This is a genomic window from Kingella sp. (in: b-proteobacteria), assembly GCF_030527935.1.
Taxonomy (GTDB): Bacteria; Pseudomonadota; Gammaproteobacteria; order Burkholderiales; family Neisseriaceae; genus Kingella_B.
In genome coordinates this window covers 1-16,608 of record NZ_JAUMZV010000048.1, presented here as the reverse complement: position 1 = coordinate 16,608, position 16,608 = coordinate 1, and the positions used below count along the sequence as shown (strand labels likewise).

Here is a 16,608-nt window from a genome sequence, read left to right as displayed (position 1 = left end):
ATTTTAAAACAATTGGTAAGAAGTAATTTATCCTAGTTATCTAGGACAGCCCCATAATGAATATAGGTTCTAACACACCACTTGATAATAACTATTATTTGCGAGATAATGCGCCTTTCGTAACACTTCTTAACTCTTTTTCACACACGGAGACCCAACCCATGAAAAAAACCGCCCTTGCCCTGCTGTTCGCAGGCATCGCCGCCAGCACATTCGCCGCCGATTTCGCCCAAGAACACACCCTAACCATCAACGGCACGCCCGCCTATCTCGCCGAAACTTCCGCCCGCGTGCTCGGCAACGCCCAAGGCACCGCCCCCGAGTTGGTGGATGACATCACGGATGGCTTAGGCGCGCGCAAAATCGCAGGCTACAAAGTCATGATTATGGGGCGCACCTATTCCGTAGCCGCCGAAACCAAACCGCCTAAAGAAGGGCAAACCCAATGGCGCGAAAAAGCCTATGTGCACCGTGGCGTAAAGCTGTTTGTCGGCATTCCCGTGGTAAAAGGCAAAATGGATTTAGCCCACGCGCAGTTGCTCAAAATCGGCGTGGTGGACGATAACGGCGGCGCGTCCGAGCATCTGCCCGATGAAAAAATCCGCCCTGTGGGCAAACAACTGATGAGCGAATCCACCCAAGTAGAACAGCCCCGCCTAAAAATCAGCGCGCTAGAATGGCCCGACATGGCACACAAAGCCACCAACGGCGGCGGCGTGAAACTGGAAGCCGAAGCCGTGATTGATGGCAAACGCATTCACACCAAAATGGACAGCCCCTTTGCCCGCTTCTACACCGCCAAACCCACCAGCAGCGCACCGTTTAAAGCCGATGCACGGTTTGTGAAATAAGTGGTTGGCAACAATAAAGGCAGCCTGAAAACGTTGTTTGGCGTTTCAGGCTGCCTTTTGGCGTTCTTTATTTTTTGCCAGAGCAGGCGTTTCGCCGCCTACCACGAGCAGGGGCAAGCCCCTGCACCCCGTGCAGCATCCACCATTCGTCGCAATATCAAGGCAGCCTGAAATCTCCCTTTTCAGGCTGCCTTTGTTTAATGCTTCTTTGTTAAACAAATGATTGAAACATTGGTGGTGTCCTAAAAAGTAGGCTGACTTGATTATGGTTGATAGCAAGCAGTATTGGGTAAAAACTCCGCAATCTGTTCTCTCTCCCGCCAGCGGGGGCAGGAACAGTAGTGCAGCATACTTTTTAGGACACTACCAAAATTCGGGTTTCTCTTAAAAAAAGAGAAACCCGAATTTTATATTTTCAGGCTGCCTAATCACCCAAGGCAGCCTGAAAACAGCTTTTAGCCTTTACGCGCTGCTGTTACTTCCGCAGCAACGTGTGCAGGGGCTTCGGCGTATTTCGCAAACTCCATAGAGTAGGTAGCACGACCTTGGGTAGCCGAACGCAGGTCAGTTGAGTAACCAAACATTTCAGCCAAAGGCACTTCGGCGCGCACTTTTTTGCCGCCAATGCCATCGTCGTCCATACCCAACACGATGCCGCGACGACGGTTCAAGTCACCCATCACATCGCCCATGTAGTCTTCGGGCGTTTCCACTTCCACCGCCATAATGGGTTCAAGCAACACAGGCGATGCTTTGCGCATACCTTCTTTAAACGCTTGTGAAGCCGCCAATTCAAATGCCAGTTGTGAAGAGTCCACATCGTGATAAGAACCGAATACCAAGCGGATACGCACATCCACCACAGGGAAGCCTGCCACCACGCCGTTTGGCAAGGTGTCGCGGATACCTTTATCCACAGATGGGATAAATTCGCGTGGAATCACGCCGCCTTTAATCTCGTCGATAAATTCGTAGCCTGCGCCACCAGGTTCCATCGGTTCCATTTTGATGACAACGTGGCCATATTGACCTTTACCGCCCGATTGTTTGGCGTGTTTGTATTCCGCTTCCACTTCTTTGCGAATGGTCTCACGGTAAGCCACTTGGGGCGCACCGATGTTGGCTTCTACTGCAAATTCGCGTTTCATGCGGTCCACAATAATTTCCAAGTGCAATTCGCCCATACCAGAAATAATGGTTTGACCTGATTCTTCATCAGTACGCACGCGGAAAGATGGGTCTTCTTTTGCCAAACGATTCAAAGCGATGCCCATTTTTTCTTGGTCAGCTTTGGTTTTTGGCTCAACGGCAACGTGGATTACGGGCTCAGGGAATTCCATGCGTTCCAAAATAATGGGCGCATCTTCGGCGCACAAAGTTTCGCCTGTGGTAACGTCTTTCAAGCCGATAGCCGCAGCGATGTCGCCTGCGCGCACTTCTTCAATCTCATCGCGGTCGTTTGCCGTCATTTGCACCAAGCGACCAATGCGTTCGCGTGTGCCTTTTACTGAGTTGACAACCGTATCGCCAGATTTCAAAACGCCTGAATATACGCGGATAAAGGTTAAGTTACCCACATATTTGTCGTTCATCATTTTGAATGCCAACGCAGAGAATTTCTCTTCGTCGCTGGCTTGGCGTGTGGCTTTGTCGCCATTAGGCAATTCGCCTGCCACAGGAGGAATGTCGGTAGGTGCGGGCAGCAGTTCTACTACCGCGTCCAACATACGTTGCACACCTTTGTTTTTGAACGCAGAACCGCACAAGATAGGTTGAATTTCGCCGTTCAAAGTGCGGGTACGCAATGCGCCGATGATTTCTGCTTCGGTCAGCTCTTCGCCGCCCAAATATTTGTCCATCAGCTCTTCGCTGGCTTCGGCAGCGGCTTCAATCATGTTTTGTCGCCATTCTTCGGCAGTAGCCACCAAATCCGCAGGGATGTCGCCGTAAGTAAACGTTACGCCTTTGTCTTCTTCGTTCCAAATGATGGTTTTCATTTTCAACAAATCTACCACGCCTTCAAACGCATCTTCTGCGCCCACGGGAATCACGATGGGCACAGGGTTAGCGCGCAAGCGGGTTTTCATTTGTTCCACCACGCGGAAGAAGTTTGCACCTTGGCGGTCCATTTTGTTCACAAATGCCAAGCGTGGCACTTTGTATTTATTGGCTTGTCGCCATACGGTTTCGGATTGGGGTTGTACGCAGCCCACCGCGCAGTAAACCATTACCGCGCCGTCCAATACACGCATAGAACGTTCTACTTCAACGGTAAAGTCCACGTGCCCTGGGGTATCAATGATGTTGAAGCGGTGTTCTGGGAACTGGTTCGCCATACCTTTCCAGTATGAAGTTACCGCCGCAGAAGTAATGGTAATGCCGCGTTCTTGTTCTTGTTCCATCCAGTCGGTTGTTGCCGCGCCGTCATGCACTTCGCCTAGTTTGTGGGTTAAGCCTGTGTAGAACAAGATGCGTTCGGTGGTGGTGGTTTTGCCCGCGTCAATGTGGGCAGAAATACCGATGTTGCGATACAAGTTAATAGGGGTTTTACGAGCCATTTTATTATCCTCTAAATATTAGAAACGGAAGTGAGAGAACGCTTTGTTGGCTTCTGCCATGCGGTGTACTTCTTCACGTTTTTTCATTGCGCCGCCGCGACCTTCGGCTGCGTCAATCAATTCACCTGCTAGGCGCAAATCCATGGATTTTTCGCCACGTTTGCGGGCGGCATCGCGTACCCAACGCATTGCCAATGCCAAACGGCGTGAAGCACGCACTTCAACAGGAACTTGGTAGTTTGCACCACCTACGCGGCGGCTTTTTACTTCTACAAGCGGTTTGGCATTATTGATGGCTTCGTTGAACACTTCAATTGCTTCTTTGCCTTGTACTTTTTTGGCAATTTGTTCCAATGCGCCGTATACGATGCGTTCGGCAACAGCTTTTTTGCCGTCAATCATCAATACGTTCATGAATTTGGTCAATTCTACGCTGCCGAATTTTGGGTCAGGCAGAATCTCGCGCTTGGGGACTTCTCTACGTCTTGGCATTTTAATTCCTTAGTCTATTCAGTTGGGGCATTCCCATGAATGCTCATGCGGGGCATTCACTTACTCGGCGGCTTTTTTTCAGGCTGCCGACGTGCCAGTGGTTTAACAAATTATTTAGGGCGTTTTGCACCGTATTTAGAACGCGCTTGTTTACGGTCTTTCACGCCTGCGGTATCCAAAGAACCGCGAACGGTGTGGTAACGCACACCGGGCAAGTCTTTTACACGACCGCCGCGAATCAGCACTACGCTGTGTTCTTGCAGGTTATGACCTTCACCGCCGATGTATGAAATCACTTCAAAACCGTTGGTTAGGCGCACTTTGCAGACTTTACGCAAGGCTGAGTTTGGTTTTTTGGGGGTTGTGGTGTAAACACGGGTGCACACGCCGCGTTTTTGCGGGCAGGCTTCCAGTGCGGGAACTTTGTTCACATAAACAGGTTTTTGACGACCTTTGCGAACTAATTGGTTGATAGTTGGCATATTTTTCTTTTCCTGTTGAATAAAAAATACTTGCTAGCACCATGCCAGCAAGCCGAGCATTATAGTGTTTTTGCAAGATGTTGGTCAATAAGGGATTTTAAGGCAGCCTGAAAGTGGGGTTGGAGAAATGGGCGAAAATGGTTTTTCAGGCTGCCTTGGATGGATTGGCTTTTAAATGTTGTTCAATCACATCGGCGATGCGCTGGCTTGCGCCTTGGTGTTGGGCAAGATAGGCGGTGGCGTTGGCGGCTTGCTGGGTGTGGATTTCAGGCTGCGCAAGCTGTTGGGTTACGGCTTGGACAAGCTCGGCTGCGCTGTGGATTTGTTGGGCAACGCCTGCGGCTAGGGCTTCTTGGCAGGTAGCCTGAAAATTGTAGATGGACGAACCAAACAGCACGGACTTGCCACATTGCAACGGTTCTATGATGTTTTGACAGCCTGTATCAACAAGGCTGCCGCCGATGAATACGATGTCGGCAGCCTGAAAATAGGCATACATTTCGCCCATGCTGTCGCCTATCCAAACTTGGGTATCGGGGCGGATGGGGGCGTTGTCGCTGCGTTTTTGGGTTTGAAAGCCACTCTGTTGGGCAAGGTTGTAGGCAGCCTGAAAACGCTCGGGGTGGCGCGGGATGATAACGAGCAGGGTATCGGCGTGAGGTTGCCATGCGTTCAAGATGAGTTCGGCTTCGTCTTGCCCATCTTTTTCGCGCAAGCTGGCGGCGACAAACACGCGGCGGTTGCCGATTTTTTGACGAAATTGGGCGGCAAGTTCGCGCGATGCGGGCGGGATGGGGATGTCGTATTTGGTGTTGCCACAAACGATGGGGTTAGGCGCGCCCAATTGTTGCAGACGTTGCGCATCAGCTGGGGTTTGGGCGCAGATGGCGGCAAGTTGGCGCAGAGCGGGGCGGATAAGGCTGGGGATTTTTTGGTAGCTGCGTTGGGATTTTTCGGATAGGCGGGCGTTGGCGAGAAACAGTGGGATGCGGTGGTTGTGGCAGCCTGAAATCAGGTTTATCCACAGTTCGGTTTCCATTAGCACGCCAAATTGGGGGCGATGTTCGCGCAAAAATTGTGCTACCCAATCGCGGCGGTCGTAGGGCAGATAGCGACATTGCGCTTGCGGATAGAGTTGGGTGGCGGTAGCGCGTCCTGTGGGAGTCATTTGGGTGAGCAGCAGCGGGGCATTGGGGAAGCGGCGTTGCAATTTGGCGATGAGCGGTTGCGAGGCGCGGGTTTCGCCCACGGATACGGCGTGTATCCAGATGGGCTGTTGCACGGGGCTGGGGTGGGGTTCGCCGAAGCGTTCGTTCCAATGTTCTAGGTAGGCGGGATTTTTGCGAGCGCGTTGGCGCAGATAGTGGCGGATAAGCGGTGGGGCGATGTACCAAAGGGCGTTGTAGAGAGCGGGAAGCAGCATTTTGGATATGGTAAACAAAAATTCAGGCTGCCTATTTTAAGTTAGGCAGCCTGAAAATGTATAAATGATTAGTCAACCAAAGTGAGTTTGCCGTTCATGGTTGCGTAGTGGCCAGGGAATGAGCAGTAGTATTCGTATGCTTCGCCTTTTGCCAGTTTAGATACGTCAAAGGTTACGCTGTCTTGTTCGCCACCGCTCAACAATTTGGTGTGAGCGACTACGCGTTCATCGCCAGCTTTAACGTAGTTATTTGCTTCGCCAGCAGTTTGACCATCAGCCAATATGCCGTCTTTGTCGGCAGATTTAGACAATACAACGTTATGACCCATAGCAGATTTAGGCATTTTGCCTTCGTGTTTCAGGGTGATTTTGTATTGTTTGCAGCTTGATTTAACTTGGATTTCTTTGGGGTCAAATTTCATTGCGTCATCGCTTACGATAACGGCTTCGCATTCGCCGCCCGCAGCAGCGGCAGGTGCATCAGCAGCAGGGGAAGCGGCAGCAGGTGCAGCTTCGGATGCCGCGGCAGGAGCGGCTTCGGATGCAGCAGGGGCAGAAGCAGCTTCGGATGCAGCAGGTGTAGAAGCGACAGTTTCAGATGCGGCAACAGCAGTAGAAGCGGCTTGCTCAGCAGGTTGCGCGGGTTTGTTATCGCCACAAGCGGTTAAAGTTAATGCGGCGGCTGCGATGAGACCTAGATAAATTTTCATAATGAGTCTTCCCTTTAAGTTTGATGATTAAGTTTGTTTTTTGATTTAGAACAAACTTGCGTTTAACAAGGGGGCGATTATGCCCCCAGTCAATGGGATTTTTTTTGATGTAAATCAAGTTTTTTGTTAATTATTGTTAGTCTGGCGGTTGTTTTTGACCAGTTTTTGCAATGCGGCGGCGAGTTTGGGGTGGTGGGCAACTTTTTCGGCGGTTTGCTCAAAGCTGTTAAGCGCGCGTTCGCTTAGGTGAAAATTTTTGTTTTTTGGGGCTTCGGGATTGGTGGGGCGCGTTTTGATTTGGACGCGGACGATGCTGGGGTCAAGCTCTTGCAATTGGGGCAGCAGATTGGGCAGCAGCATTTTGAGCCGAGTGGCCGCCATCGGTGCGCTAACGTGGATAATCAGCGCGTTTTCGTCAATGCAGGCGACGCGAAAATGGGGATGCAGATTGGGGGGCAGCAGGCGTTTGATGGCGGTGTCCAGTTGCTGCCAATAGCGCGAGCGTTGCAAAAGGTTGGCTAGGGGGGAATGGGCGGGGATTAGGGGGGTGAATTGCATGGTTTGGTTTTGTTGCAGCGGGGGTTTCAGGCTGCCTATGGGGGGATTTTTTTGGGTTTAGGCAGCCTGAAATTCAAAAACAGGGTTTTCAGGCTGCCTAATCTTTCTATTCAAAAAGCAGCCTGAAAACGCTCCATTCCATTTTAGCTTCGCAGAAGCTCGTAAACTCGCTTTCAGGCTGCCTTCTTATCTCAAATCATCATTCAGGTCGCATCTGCGGGAACAGCACCACATCGCGAATCGTTTGCGCGTTGGTCAGCAGCATCACCAAGCGGTCGATGCCGATGCCGCAGCCGCCTGTGGGGGGCAGGCCGTATTCCATTGCGCGGATATAGTCGGCATCGTAGTGCATGGCTTCATCGTCGCCCGCGTCTTTTTGCGCCACTTGCGATTTGAAACGCGCGGCTTGGTCTTCGGGGTCGTTCAACTCGGAATAGCCGTTTGCCAGCTCACGCCCCACGACAAACAATTCAAACCGCTCGGTTAAGCCTGCTTTGGTGTCCGATACGCGGGCAAGCGGCGACACTTCCACGGGGTAGTCCACAATAAAGGTGGGATTCCACAGCTTGCTTTCGGCGCAGCCTTCAAACAACGCCAGTTGCAGGCTGCCCAAGCCGCTGGCGTGGGGCAAATCTTCGCCGTGTTTCACGATTTCTTTTTTCAGCCATTCGGCATCGTTAAGCTGTTCATCGGTGTAGTGCGGGTTAAATTTTTTAATCGCGCCCACAATGGTTAATCGCTCAAACGGGCTTTCCAAGTCCACTTCTTTGCCGTTGTATTGGATTTTTGCCGTGCCGTTTACCGCCCGCGATGCGGCGCGAATCACGCCTTCGGTCATTTGCATCATGCGTTCGTAATCGCTAAATGCTTCGTAAAATTCCATCATGGTGAACTCGGGGTTGTGGCGCACCGACATGCCTTCGTTGCGGAAGTTGCGGTTGATTTCAAACACACGCTCCAAGCCGCCCACGACCAAGCGTTTTAAATACAACTCGGGCGCAATCCGCAAGTAAAGCGGCATATCCAGCGCGTTGTGGTGGGTAACAAACGGTTTGGCTGCCGCGCCGCCTGGAATGGGGTGCATCATCGGCGTTTCCACTTCCAAATATTGCTCGCTCACCATATAGCTGCGCACGGCTTGCACGATTTGGCTGCGTTTGATGAACACGTCGCGGCTATCGGGGTTGGCGATTAAATCCACATAGCGTTGGCGATATTTGGTTTCTTGGTCGCTCAAACCTTTGTGTTTGTCGGGCAGCGGGCGCAGCGATTTGGCGAGCAGGCGAATATTGGACACGCGCACGGTGAGCTCGCCGTGGTTGGTTTTGAACAGCACGCCTTCTGCGCCGATGATGTCGCCCATGTCCCAATGGTTGAAGTCGTCGAGCGTTTCTTGGCTCACGCCTTTGTTGTTGAGATAAAGCTGGATTTGCCCGCTTACGTCTTGCACGGTGGCGAAGCTGGCTTTGCCCATTTGGCGTTTGAGCATCATGCGCCCTGCAATTTTGACGGGGATTTCTTGCGGGTCTAGCTCTTCTTTGCTGATGTTGCCGTATTGGGCGTGCAAGTCGGCGGCAAAGGCATCGCGGCGGAAGTCGTTGGGATAGGCGATGCGTTGCTGGCGAATGGTGTGCAGTTTTTCGCGGCGCAGGGCGATGATTTGGTTTTCGTCTAGTTGGATTTCTTCGGGTTGGTGTTGTTGTTCGGTCATAAGGGTTCTTTCAAAATAAACAGATTTTCAGGCTGCCTAAACTGGCATAAAGCGTGGCATTTTACGCGGATTTACATTTTTGATAAATGATTTGATAAAGGGTTAGATTTTGTTTTCCGGCTGCCTATTTGATGATTTAAAGGCAGCCTGAAAATCGCCAAACAGCATTTCAGGCTGCCTTTTGGGGTGGGTTATAGGCAGCCTGAAAATAGGTATTCATAGAAAATGGCGTATTTCAGGCGGGGCGATGTTTGGTTTAAGAACCTGTATTCATTATTTGCATAGGCAGATTTGATGGCGTAAAAGCGCGGATACAAGGCAAAAAGCACAGCAAGGTTGAACACCTTGTGCGCATTTTTAACGCGGTAGCCGCGTTTTTAGGGCATTAAAGATGCCTATGAAAATAGGGAATACAGGTTCTAAATAGAGTACTTTGTATATTGTAAAGATGTTAGAATGATTGTGAACGTATTGATGTAGTGAGTAAATTTCAAACAAATATAGTGCGCGTGAACGCCATTATCCTAGTAATCATTCACTACAAATAACCCAAAAAGGATTGCTTTACCCATGTTCAGCCTATTGATTGCCCCCGATTTTCCCCCCGAATTTTTTGCCAACTGGCATATGTTTAACACGCAACTGCAACGCGCGTTGGACACCACCATCCATTTGCAAATGCCCGCAGGCTACCGCGAGCAAAACGATTTGATAGACAGCGAAACGATTGCGCTGGTGTATGCTAACCCGTTTGACGCGGGCAGCCTGATGCGCGAAAAGGGCTACATCGCGCTTGCCAAGCCCAATTTGCCCAGCGACCAAGTGTTGGTGGTGGCGAATGCGCAAAGCGCGTTGGCAGCGTTGAGCGATTTGCCCGCCGATAGCCGCGTGTTGATAACCGCTAACCGCGATATGGGGCGCATTGGCTTGGACGTGTTGCAAGGCACGGCGATAACGGCGGATTCGGTGCAATGGCTGCCAACGCGCACGTTTACCGAGCTGGCGCGGCGGCTGATGGCAAACGAAGCCGAGATTGGGCTGTTCCTTGCCAGCTCGTTTCGCAGCTTGAACGCCAGCACCCAAGGCAGCCTGAAAATCCTGTTTGAAACCCAGTTTGACAGCTTTGGGCACACCATGCTGCTGCATCCCGATTTTGCCGAGCAGGCGGATAAGCTGCGCGAAGTGTTGGTCAACATGGTGCAATCGCCTGTAAACAAAATGACGCTGGAAGATTTGGGCATGGCGAAAGGGTTTGTGGCGTTGGGGGTTACGGATGATGGCGCGGAGGAAGCAGTGGGGGAAGCCGAAGCCGAGACGGTAGTAGTTGAGAAGGAAGCTGCTGCTGTTGAAACGGAGACGGAAGCCGTTACCGCGCAAGAAATGCCTGTTGCGCAAGAAGCGGTGGAGACTGTGGAAACGGTGGCGGCGGAAGAAACGGAAACCATAGAGACCGCAGAAGCCGCACCAACAGTAGAAACAGCGGAAACAGAACAGCAGCCTGAAAACGGTTAAGGTGCAATGATGCACAAGGGTGGGCGATTGTCTGCCCTTTTTTCAGGCTGCCTGTTCATTCCAACCATCCCAATCCCCAATCACCCCTGCTCTTCCACCCACGCATTCCCATCCCGTGCCAACAGTTCCCGTGCCGCTTCGGGTCCCCAGCTATTTGCCGCGTAGCCGTGCGGCGCAATGGGCGAAGTCGCCCAGTTATCCAAAATCGGCATCACCCATTCCCAAGCCTTTTCCAATTCATCGCGGCGGTTAAACAGAGCCAATCGCCCGTCAATCACTTCGCGCAGCAGCAATTCATACGCTTCGGCGCGGCGACCGTCCACCGCCTTGCCCATGTCTAGCACCATTTCGGCGGGGGCAACATCCAAGCCGCTGCCCACTTGCTTCACCCACCATTTGAGCGACACGGTTTCATCGGGCTGCAAGCTGATGATTAGGCGGTTGGCGTGATGGCCAAACAAGCTGCCCGCATCGGGCTTAAAGTTCAGCACAATTTGCGCGCTGCGTGCCGCCATGCGTTTGCCTGTGCGCAGGTAAAACGGCACGCCTTGCCAGCGCGGTGTGCCCACTTCGGCGCGGATGGCAACATAGGTTTCCGTGCGGCTGTCGGCGGGCACGTTATGCTCTTGCAAATAGCCTTTCAGGCTGCCTGATGCAGTGTATTGGGCACGGACTACGTTTTTATCCACATCCGCCGAAGTCATGGGTTTGAGCGCGGCAACCACTTTTAGCTTCTCATCGCGCACATCGTCCGCGCCCAGCGATTGGGGGCGTTCCATCGCCACAAAGCACAGCATTTGCATCAAATGGTTTTGCACCATATCGCGCAACGCGCCTGTGATGTCGTAGAACTCGCCGCGCTCTTCCACGCCCAGCTGCTCGGCGATGGTGATTTGCACCGATTGCACAAAATCCTTGTGCCAAATCGGTTCTAAAAACGCATTGCCAAAGCGCAGCGGCAACACGTTTTGCAGGCTTTCTTTGCCTAGATAGTGGTCAATGCGGTACACCTGTTCTTCTTTGAAAAACCGCGCCACATCGGCATTGATGGCTTGCGATGAAGCCAAATCTGTGCCCAGCGGTTTTTCCAGCACAATGCGCACGTTATCCGCATTCAGCCCCACGGCAGCAAGGTTTTCGCAGGCGGGGGCGAAAAATTTGGGCGCGGTGGAAAGATAGATAATCACGTTATCCGTTGCTTTTCGCGCTTTAACGGCTGCGCTTAATCGGGTGAAGTGTTCAGGCTCGGTTACATTGAGTGGCAGATATTCAATCCGCGCGATAAACGATGCCCACAGCGCGTCGCTGAAATTGTGTTTGATGTGGATTTTGCTGTCGGTTTCCACTTTGGCTAAAAACTGCGCGGTGTCAAACTGGCTGCGCGATACGCCCAAAATGCGCCCTTGCGGGTGCAACAAGCCCGCCGCGTGCGCTTGATACAAGCTGGGCAACAGCTTGCGCATGGATAAATCGCCTGTTGCGCCGAAGATAACCATATCAAAATTGGTTTGAGACATAGTGGATTCCTTGTTGAATGGGGGGACGATGGATTGCGCCATTATAAAAGATTTGCGCGTTTTCAGGCTGCCTGAATGGGCGTTTTCCGCCGCGATAGGCAGCCTGAAAATCGTGTTTACCGCTTTTAGCTTCGCAACTTCGCTGCGCTACATAAGCCGCCTATGATCGTAGCAATCCTACACGTTGGCGCAATTTTTGTCTATGCAAACGCTGCGCAAAAATTGATTTAAAACAGCCATTTTGACAACTTTTCGGTATAATCTCGCCCCGCGTAGTAGCCATCACGCAACGTCATTTTGTAATCAAACTACAATAACCATCCAGACAAATAAACCAGAAAGACACCAACCATGACCACTCTCCATCCCAAACTCGCTGCCATCACCCAGCGCATCATTGACCGCAGCCGCTCCACGCGCACCGCCTATTTGGCGCGGATTCGCCAATATGTCAAACAAGGCAAAGTGCAGCGCGACCAGCTTGGCTGCTCCAACTTGGCGCACGGCTATGCCGCCATGCCCAAAACCATCCAAATCCAAATGCAGCAGCCCAATGTGCCCAACATCGGCATGATTAGCGCGTATAACGACATGGTGTCGGCGCACCAGCCGTTTAAAGATTTTCCCGATTGGATTAAAGACGAAGTGCAAAAATACGGCGCAACCGCGCAAGTGGCGGGAGGCACGCCCGCGATGTGCGATGGCATCACGCAGGGCTACGAAGGCATGGAATTGTCGCTGTTTTCGCGCGATGTGATTGCCATGAGCACCGCCGTTGGGCTGTCGCATCAAATGTTTGATGGCGCGTTGCTGTTTGGCGTGTGCGACAAAATCGTACCAGGCTTGATGATAGGCGCATTGTCGTGCGGACATTTGCCCGCCATTTTTGTGCCCGCCGGCCCGATGGAAAGCGGCATCAGCAACAAAGAAAAAGCCCGCACGCGCCAGCTTTTTGCCGAAGGCAAAGTAGGGCGTGATGCCTTGTTGGCAAGCGAGCTGGGCTCGTATCACAGCGCGGGCACGTGCACCTTTTACGGCACGGCCAACTCCAACCAAATGATGATGGAATTGATGGGCGTGCATCTGCCCGCCGCCGCGTTTTTCAACCCCTACACGCCGATGCGCGAAGCCCTAACCCGCCACGCGGGCGCGCACATGGTGCAGGGCATTCAATCAGGCAGCCTGAAACCGCTGGGCGAAATGTTGAGCGAAAAATCGTTTATCAACGCCATGATAGGCTTGATGGCAACAGGCGGCTCCACCAACCACACCATGCACTTGGTGGCGATGGCGCGGGCAGCGGGCGTGATTTTGAATTGGGATGATTTTGACGAAATCTCATCCATCATCCCGCTGCTGATTCGCGTGTATCCCAACGGGCAGGCGGATGTGAACCACTTTGCGGCGGCGGGCGGCTTGCCGTTTGTGATACGCGAATTGCGTGATGCGGGCTTGCTGCATGACGATGTGGACACCGTGGTTGGGCATGGCATGGCGGCGTACACGCAAGAGCCGTTTTTGATTGACGGCAAGTTGCAATGGCGCGATGCGGTTGCCGAAAGCCGCGACACCGCGATTTTGCGCACCGTTGCCGAGCCGTTTTCGCCCGATGGCGGCCTGCGTCTGATGCGCGGCAACGTGGGGCGCAGCGTGATTAAAGTGTCTGCCATGAAGCCCGAGCATTTTGAAATAGAAGCCCCTGCCATCGTGTTCAACGACCAGCGCGAAGTGTTGGCAGCGTTTGAACGCGGCGAATTGGAGCGCGATTTTGTCTGCGTGGTGCGCTTTCAAGGCGCGCGGGCAATGGGCATGCCCGAGCTGCACAAGCTCACCCCGCCGCTGGCGATTTTGCTAGACCGCGGCTTTAAAGTGGCGTTGGTTACCGATGGGCGGATGTCGGGCGCATCAGGCAAAGTGCCCGCCGCAATTCATATGTCGCCCGAAGCCCTGATGGGCGGCAACATCGGCAAAATCCGCACGGGCGACATGATTCGCTTCAACGCCAAAACAGGCGAATTGAATGTGCTGGTAAACGAAGCCGAATGGCACGCGCGGGAAATCCCCACGCCCGATTTAAGCAAAAACACACACGGCATTGGGCGCGAATTGTTTGCTGGCTTTCGCGCCCAAACCAGCAGCGCGGAAACAGGGGCAATGAGCTTTGGCGGGGATTTTGCGTGATGGGGGTGGGATAAGGCGCAGGTGTTGAGAACAAGATAAAGGCAGCCTGAAAACGGGATTTTACGTTTTCAGGCTGCCTTTACGTTTGAGTACGGTGCTGTTTTTTGTTTACGGGATTGGGGCTGTTTGCCAACCGCGTGCGCAGCAAAGCTGCACACCCTACGGCTGGTGGAATAAAGCAAGGCAGCCTGAAAACGAGCAAAGCGCATTTCAGCGAAGCCAAAACAAGCAAAGCCAAAACGTGCATTTAAACCAGTTTTCAGGCTGCTTTGGGGTTTCAGGCTGCCTTGTTTTCACACAAACCCCATCGCCCCCTTGCCGCCTTCTTTCAGGCTGCATTCCAGTTGCAAGCTGGCGAGCAGGGCAGGGGCATCGGCAAATGGGGTGATGCGTGCTTGTTTGATGGCGACGGCAAAATCGCCGGCCACCAGTTGTTTGATGCGGGCGACTTCGCTGCGCAGCTCATCGGGGCAGGGCAAGCTAAGTTGGGCGCAGTGGGCTTGAAATAGCTTCCATGCTTGGTCGGGGCGCAGGGGCAGAAATTCTAGTTTGAAGTCAAAGCGGCGCAGGGCGGCTTGGTCTAGGTTGCGCATTAGGTTGGTGGTGGCGATGAAGATGCCTTGGTAGGCTTCCATTTGGGTGAGCATTTCGTTGACTTGAGTGATTTCCCAGCTTTGGTTTGCGCCGCGCCTGTCTTGCAAGAAGCTGTCCACTTCGTCAAACACGAGTATGGCTTGGTTTTCTTCGGCTTCGGCAAAGGCTTGGGCAATGAGTTGCTCGGTTTCGCCGACGTATTTGGAAAGCAAATCGGAGCTGCGTTTGTAGATAAGCTGTTTGCCTGCTTGTTCGGCGAGCCATGCGGCATATGCGCTTTTGCCTGTACCTGCTGCGCCGTATAGGCATAGCGTGCCGCGCTCTGCGGCGATGATGCCTTGGGCGAGCTGGTGTAGGTCGCGCGATGTGTTTAGGTAGTCTAGGCTATACACTTCGGGCAGCTTGGTGGTTTTTTTGAGCGCGTGGTAGTTGCCTTGGGCTTTTAGGGTGTTGTGCAGCAGTTTTTGGAAGAGTTCGCTGCGTTTTTCAGGCTGCCAGTCTTGGCTGGCGGCTTGGGTTACTTTGTGGGCTTGTTTGAGCACGGCGGGGACAAGGGCTTCGTGTTCGGCTAGGCTGCGGATTTGGGCTTTGTCCATAAAGTCGTGGGTGTAGCTGGCGATGATTTCGGCGCGGCGGGCTACGGGCGGGGCTTTCATTTCTATGACGATGTCAAAGCGGCGCACGGCGGATGGGTCGATGAGTTCTACGTTGTTGCCTATCCAGATGGTGGGTACGCGGTTGTTTTCTAAAAAGCGGTTGAGCCATGCTTTGTTTAGGCTGAAATCGTGTTGCCCGCGGTCAAATAGGTCTTCTACTTCGTCAAACATGAGCATGGTGTTTTGCCCTGCTAGGATGTTTTGCGCCATGCGTAGGGCGTTCATGCGGTCGTTTCGGTCGGCGGGGCGGTCGTCTTCGTTTGCCCATGAGATTTCGTATAGCTCTACGCCCAATGTGCTGGCGAGTACGCGGCTAAATTCGGTTTTGCCTGTGCCTGCTACGCCGTGGATAAGGATGTTGCAGCCTGAAAGGTGGTGAGCAAAGATGTGTTTTAAATAGGCTTGTGCGGCGGTGGCGAGCACGCCTAGATGGGCGAAGTCGTCTAGCGTGAGCTGGGTTTGCGGGGCGGGGAGTATGTGTTTTTTTAGGATTTCGGTGGGGGTGGTGGGGGCGTTGAGCATTAGGTCGGCAAAACGGCGCGAGAGCAGGTCTATTTTGCTTTTCATGTAATACTCGTCGTTGCGGTCTAGCTGCATGAGCCCGATGCTGGCGAGCGGGGCTTTGGGCGATAGGGCGGCGGTGATTTGGTTTTCAGGCTGCCGCAGGAGTTGGGCGAGTGCTTCGCAGCAGGCATTGTCGTCTAAATCGCCCAACAGGCTGCATAGGCGCGATAGGGTGGCTTGGCTGTGCAGCAGGATGCCGAAGGCGAGCAGGCGGATTTCGGTTTCGTTGAAGTGGCTCATTTCTTGCCATTGGGCAAGGTTGTGTCGCAGGATTTCGGGCAGGCTGGTTTGCCAGATGTGTTCAAAATCGTGTTGCTGTTGCCATGCTTCGTAGGCGGCTTTGAGCTGGCGGCGCGCGGTGGCGGCTTCGTAGGGGTTTTCTTCGTTGAACCAGTCTTCTGCGCCGATGAGTCGGGCGATTTCGCTGCGTTCAAAGCCGTCGCTGCCGATGAATTGGTTTTGCCCGTCTAGGGGGTAGAGAATGTCCCATGCCCATTGTTGGAATAGGGTGTTGAGTGTGTTGTTTTGCATATTTTTGTTTGCGGTTGGGATGCGGTTGGAGAATGGGGGATTATAGCGAGTTTGCGGGTTGGGCTGGGGGATTGTGGGGTGTTGGCTGGCTGAAAGGTGATTTATTTGGTAGGAAATGGTTTTGTTTTTTCAGGCTGCCTATTCGGGGTGTGGCAGCCTGAAAATGGGGTTTGCTGTGCTTCGTTTGATATTTGTGATGGATTGACCTTTGCACCTTATCGCGGCGCGGGCGACTTACTTTCTTTGCTTCGCCAAAGTGTGAACCTGC

Annotated in this window: 15 protein-coding genes and 1 pseudogene; 5 read left to right on the top strand and 11 right to left on the bottom strand. The window is 52.9% G+C overall.

Annotation, left to right across the window (positions count from 1 at the left end; all coding sequences use genetic code 11):
• The first annotated feature begins 161 nt into the window (after positions 1–161).
• Entirely contained in the window at positions 162–851 is a 690-nt protein-coding gene (locus tag Q4A85_RS11955) for a hypothetical protein (RefSeq protein ID WP_303110654.1), read from the top strand.
• Positions 852–896: 45 nt separating this feature from the next.
• Here the strand turns inward: Q4A85_RS11955 and Q4A85_RS11950 are convergent, their stop codons facing one another.
• From Q4A85_RS11950 to lysS, 8 genes are all read right to left on the bottom strand, one after another.
• The gene (locus Q4A85_RS11950) at positions 897–1,070 is read right to left on the bottom strand and encodes a hypothetical protein (RefSeq protein ID WP_303110652.1); all 174 of its coding nucleotides are present in this window, start codon (positions 1,068–1,070) and stop codon (positions 897–899) included.
• 236 nt (positions 1,071–1,306) lie between these two features.
• On the bottom strand, positions 1,307–3,409 hold the full coding sequence (fusA, locus tag Q4A85_RS11945) for an elongation factor G (RefSeq protein ID WP_303110650.1): 2,103 nt from the start codon (positions 3,407–3,409) through the stop codon (positions 1,307–1,309).
• Between the two features lie 18 nt (positions 3,410–3,427).
• Positions 3,428–3,901, bottom strand: coding sequence for a 30S ribosomal protein S7 (gene rpsG / locus Q4A85_RS11940; RefSeq protein WP_303110648.1), 474 nt, complete (start codon positions 3,899–3,901; stop codon positions 3,428–3,430).
• A 110-nt stretch (positions 3,902–4,011) separates the two neighbouring features.
• Positions 4,012–4,383, bottom strand: a complete 372-nt coding sequence (rpsL, locus tag Q4A85_RS11935; protein WP_002218431.1) for a 30S ribosomal protein S12 — start codon at positions 4,381–4,383, stop codon at positions 4,012–4,014.
• A 145-nt stretch (positions 4,384–4,528) separates the two neighbouring features.
• Positions 4,529–5,806 (bottom strand): lipid IV(A) 3-deoxy-D-manno-octulosonic acid transferase, encoded by a 1,278-nt coding sequence (waaA, locus tag Q4A85_RS11930; RefSeq protein ID WP_303110656.1) that lies wholly within the window; start codon positions 5,804–5,806, stop codon positions 4,529–4,531.
• A 68-nt stretch (positions 5,807–5,874) separates the two neighbouring features.
• Entirely contained in the window at positions 5,875–6,516 is a 642-nt protein-coding gene (azu, locus tag Q4A85_RS11925; RefSeq protein WP_303110646.1) for an azurin, read from the bottom strand.
• Between the two features lie 126 nt (positions 6,517–6,642).
• Positions 6,643–7,074: a DciA family protein gene (locus Q4A85_RS11920; protein WP_303110645.1), complete on the bottom strand. Its 432-nt coding sequence runs from the start codon at positions 7,072–7,074 to the stop codon at positions 6,643–6,645.
• 199 nt (positions 7,075–7,273) lie between these two features.
• Positions 7,274–8,785: a lysine--tRNA ligase gene (lysS, locus tag Q4A85_RS11915; protein ID WP_303110644.1), complete on the bottom strand. Its 1,512-nt coding sequence runs from the start codon at positions 8,783–8,785 to the stop codon at positions 7,274–7,276.
• Between the two features lie 570 nt (positions 8,786–9,355).
• Between lysS and Q4A85_RS11910 the strand changes: the two genes are divergently transcribed.
• Positions 9,356–10,297 (top strand): PhnD/SsuA/transferrin family substrate-binding protein, encoded by a 942-nt coding sequence (locus tag Q4A85_RS11910; protein ID WP_303110642.1) that lies wholly within the window; start codon positions 9,356–9,358, stop codon positions 10,295–10,297.
• Positions 10,298–10,377: 80 nt separating this feature from the next.
• Here the strand turns inward: Q4A85_RS11910 and zwf are convergent, their stop codons facing one another.
• Positions 10,378–11,814, bottom strand: coding sequence for a glucose-6-phosphate dehydrogenase (gene zwf / locus Q4A85_RS11905; protein WP_303110641.1), 1,437 nt, complete (start codon positions 11,812–11,814; stop codon positions 10,378–10,380).
• A 28-nt stretch (positions 11,815–11,842) separates the two neighbouring features.
• Between zwf and Q4A85_RS11900 the strand changes: the two genes are divergently transcribed.
• The 3 genes from Q4A85_RS11900 (at position 11,843) to Q4A85_RS11890 (ending at position 14,246) form a co-directional block, all read left to right on the top strand.
• Positions 11,843–11,980, top strand: a complete 138-nt coding sequence (locus Q4A85_RS11900; protein ID WP_303110639.1) for a hypothetical protein — start codon at positions 11,843–11,845, stop codon at positions 11,978–11,980.
• Positions 11,981–12,165: 185 nt separating this feature from the next.
• Complete coding sequence (edd, locus tag Q4A85_RS11895) at positions 12,166–13,995, top strand: phosphogluconate dehydratase (RefSeq protein ID WP_303110637.1); 1,830 nt, start codon at positions 12,166–12,168, stop codon at positions 13,993–13,995.
• Between the two features lie 104 nt (positions 13,996–14,099).
• A complete protein-coding gene (locus tag Q4A85_RS11890) occupies positions 14,100–14,246 on the top strand; it encodes a hypothetical protein (protein WP_303110636.1) in 147 nt (48 codons plus the stop codon).
• A gap of 42 nt (positions 14,247–14,288) precedes the next feature.
• Here Q4A85_RS11890 and Q4A85_RS11885 read toward each other — a convergent pair whose 3' ends face one another.
• Both Q4A85_RS11885 and Q4A85_RS11880 read right to left on the bottom strand, forming a co-directional pair.
• A complete protein-coding gene (locus Q4A85_RS11885) occupies positions 14,289–16,340 on the bottom strand; it encodes an ATP-binding protein (protein WP_303110634.1) in 2,052 nt (683 codons plus the stop codon).
• Between the two features lie 40 nt (positions 16,341–16,380).
• Positions 16,381–16,608: pseudogene (locus tag Q4A85_RS11880) on the bottom strand (hypothetical protein); the annotation flags it as partial.